Raw genomic sequence first — 2,987 nt, 5'->3', positions numbered from 1 at the left:
GGGATCTCACCCTGCCCTATCCTCCCATAGGAGTCTCGCAATTTCCCGGCCATCCTTGCGTTTAAGAGAAGAACGGAAATTATATCATAGAAGTTCTACTTCCCAACTTGAATACTAATCTCAATTGATAAGGCAGGTTCATCCGTGTAAGTTAGTTTATGAAGTAAGGTTTCGTTACTCTAAAGTATAGTGAGGGTTTCGGGAAACTTCGAGACTCCTGCGGGAGAGTAGTACAGGGTGTGACCCCGCAAGCCTAAAAGGATGAGGAGGCACACCGTACGCCCGCGGAAAGCGAGATGTTTCCCGAAACCCGTTCACTCCATTTTGGCAACGAAACCTTTCTTTTTTTATAATGATATGGATCTATTAGGGGAAACGGACTGATTTATTGATCTCTCATTATTTGTGAGCAGTGATTGCTCTGTAGATGACCCACATGAGTACAAAGGAGAAGAAGGCTAGTAAAATGAGGTTAAGAACGTACAAGTATCCGCTTCCTAAAAAATTCAACAGGGTATTAGACAGCGGCGGGTGCTGTAAATAAAGGTAATTCGAACCCAGCTGCTGATTGACAAATCCCACAACCCCTGTATATAACAGAAGATATACAAACGATTCAATCATCGACCTCCAAGTAATCCGCACAGTCGTCGACAGAATTAAAAACAGGCTCGTCCAGGAAATCGCCATATGATGAATGAAAAATTTCCAAAATCGGAAGTGATGATAATCGAAAGGAACATCAGGAGTAATCAGAGCTAAAATTGCAGGAAGAATGCCAATGAAGTAATTTAATTGAATAAGCTTCGGCTGATAAGTAAGCAGCGTGATTATCCCGATAAGAGAAGCCATGCCGCAAAGGTGCAGCGGAATGCGATCGGACATGCTCCACACCCCGTTAACCACAGCCCAAGTCTGGTAACTGAGTTCAGACAGGACAAGCATGCTGAACAGACTCCACCTGATCCAACCGTTAAAACGGGGGTGAGATCGGCCGAGTTTCACGTACATACATAGAGAGAAGGTTCCTAATAGGAATATTGCGAGCATAATCAAGTGAGTCGTCCCGAATAGAACGAAAGGCTCGTCCACCCATAAACCGAACCAGCTTTTCATGGAAACACATCCTAGTGAAACTAGATTTGCGGTTCTGAAACTAGATTTGTTGTGCTATGATTCTACCATAACTTGATGTACGGAAGAGGGGAAGTATGAAAAAGATCAATTGTTTCGAATGTGCACACTTCTTTACGACCTGGAATCCTTCCTATCCGAGAGGTTGTAAAGCTTATGAGTTTAAATCAAAAGAAATGCCGGCATCTCTAGTCTTTCAAACTACAGGAACACAATGCGAGCAGTTTCAGTCTAAACAGCGGAACGCATGGCAGAATCAGCCTGGTTCGAGCTCGAAAATAGATTTTAAACTGTAAATAAATTGAAATTTCTGATAGGAGCTCGTCCCATGTTATAAATTGTGGTATGCTGATGAATATTTATTAATAGAAGGAAGGGAGATGAAACAATTATGGAAAGAGAAAAATGGGGGTCCAAGCTAGGTTTTATGCTTGCTGCGATGGGATCTGCAGTTGGACTTGGAAATATATGGCGCTTTTCTTTCGTCGCGGGTAATAACGGGGGAGGTGCATTTTTACTCCTTTATTTAGCTTTCGTTGTCGTGATTGGAGTTCCACTTCTATTAACAGAAGTGAGTATAGGACGAAAGGCAGAAAGTGACGTGGTCGGTTCCTTTAAAAAGCTTGCACCCGGAACACCGTGGTTCTTATCTGGTTTCTTCGGAGTGTTGAGTGCGTTTCTTATTTTAAGCTTTTACGCTGTCGTTGCCGGCTGGTCCATTTACTATTTCTGGGAGTACCTGACAGGGAAATTCTTTAGTGAACCTGCGGAAGGGTATGGAGCAGCATTCGGCCAATTCACGGCTCACGCCTGGCATCCCCTGTTGTGGACGGCTTTGTTTATGATATTGACGATAGGGATTGTATTTAGTGGAGTGAAAAATGGGATTGAATTTGCGAACAAAATCTTTATGCCGCTTCTTGCTATTATCTTAATTATTCTTGCTTTCTATAGTATATCCTTAGATGGAGCAGCAGAAGGACTGAAGTTTCTGTTTCAACCTAATTGGGCTTCTTTAAAGGACCCATCGATTTATATCGCTGCACTTGGTCAGGCCTTTTTCTCCTTAAGCTTAGGTATGGGAGCCATGCTGACGTACGGCAGTTATCTTACGAAGGAAAATAAATTGCCAAGTGCTACTCTCGGCATCGGATTGATGGATACTTTTTTTGCTGTCATATCCGGTCTGGTCATTTTTCCAGCGGTCTTCGCATTTGATATTGATCCGAGCTCTGGACCGCCGCTTGTGTTTATTACGCTTCCGGGCATCTTTGAACAAATGCCGGGTGGAGGCATTATCGGTCTGGTGTTCTTCTTTGCCTTAATCCTGGCCGCTCTATCCTCCTCCGTATCGATACTTGAGGTACCGACTGCCTACTTTATGCGTGTCTGCAACTGGTCGCGCCGCTTTACTAGTATTCTTATGGGTTCGATCATGTTTATACTTGGCATCACGGTTTCCCTTGGTTTCGGCATCTGGTCGGGTGTGACCCCAATAGGAGATAAAAATGTGCTGGATTCCATGGATTATGTTGCCTCTAATATCCTGCTGCCACTGGGAGGATTGGCCATGGCCTTATTTGTCGGCTGGTACTTTAAGAAGTCAGAAGCACTTGAAGCCACTGACATGACCAACTTGCCAGTGCTTAGAACCCTATGGCATGTGGTTATAAAATTTTTAGCACCGATTTTAATTATATTAATTTTCTTAAACAAATTAGGCATTATTTTTTAAGGAAAAGAGGCTTGAACAGAAGGATTTGAGCCATTATTAAATCCGAACGATGATTCCCTCATCGTTCGGATTTTTTGCTGCATGTCGAATGAGTTTATTATGCTTTCAACAACCATTG

Annotated in this window: 3 protein-coding genes; 2 read left to right on the top strand and 1 reads right to left on the bottom strand. The window is 43.1% G+C overall.

Annotated features, from left to right (window positions below; translation table 11 throughout):
* Positions 1 to 399: 399 nt before the first annotated feature.
* Complete coding sequence (locus tag Q7A53_RS20105; protein ID WP_411791001.1) at positions 400 to 1,116, bottom strand: YwaF family protein; 717 nt, start codon at positions 1,114 to 1,116, stop codon at positions 400 to 402.
* Positions 1,117 to 1,211: 95 nt separating this feature from the next.
* Between Q7A53_RS20105 and Q7A53_RS20100 the strand changes: the two genes are divergently transcribed.
* Complete coding sequence (locus Q7A53_RS20100; protein ID WP_411791000.1) at positions 1,212 to 1,430, top strand: uracil-DNA glycosylase; 219 nt, start codon at positions 1,212 to 1,214, stop codon at positions 1,428 to 1,430.
* Between the two features lie 95 nt (positions 1,431 to 1,525).
* Positions 1,526 to 2,869, top strand: coding sequence for a sodium-dependent transporter (locus Q7A53_RS20095; RefSeq protein WP_411790999.1), 1,344 nt, complete (start codon positions 1,526 to 1,528; stop codon positions 2,867 to 2,869).
* The last annotated feature ends 118 nt before the right edge of the window (positions 2,870 to 2,987 follow it).

It is taken from the genome of Halobacillus rhizosphaerae (assembly GCF_046719735.1).
Taxonomy (GTDB): Bacteria; Bacillota; Bacilli; order Bacillales; family Halobacillaceae; genus Halobacillus_B; species Halobacillus_B rhizosphaerae.
Note: the sequence above shows the minus strand (reverse complement) of the source record. Positions and strands in the feature narration are given on the sequence as shown.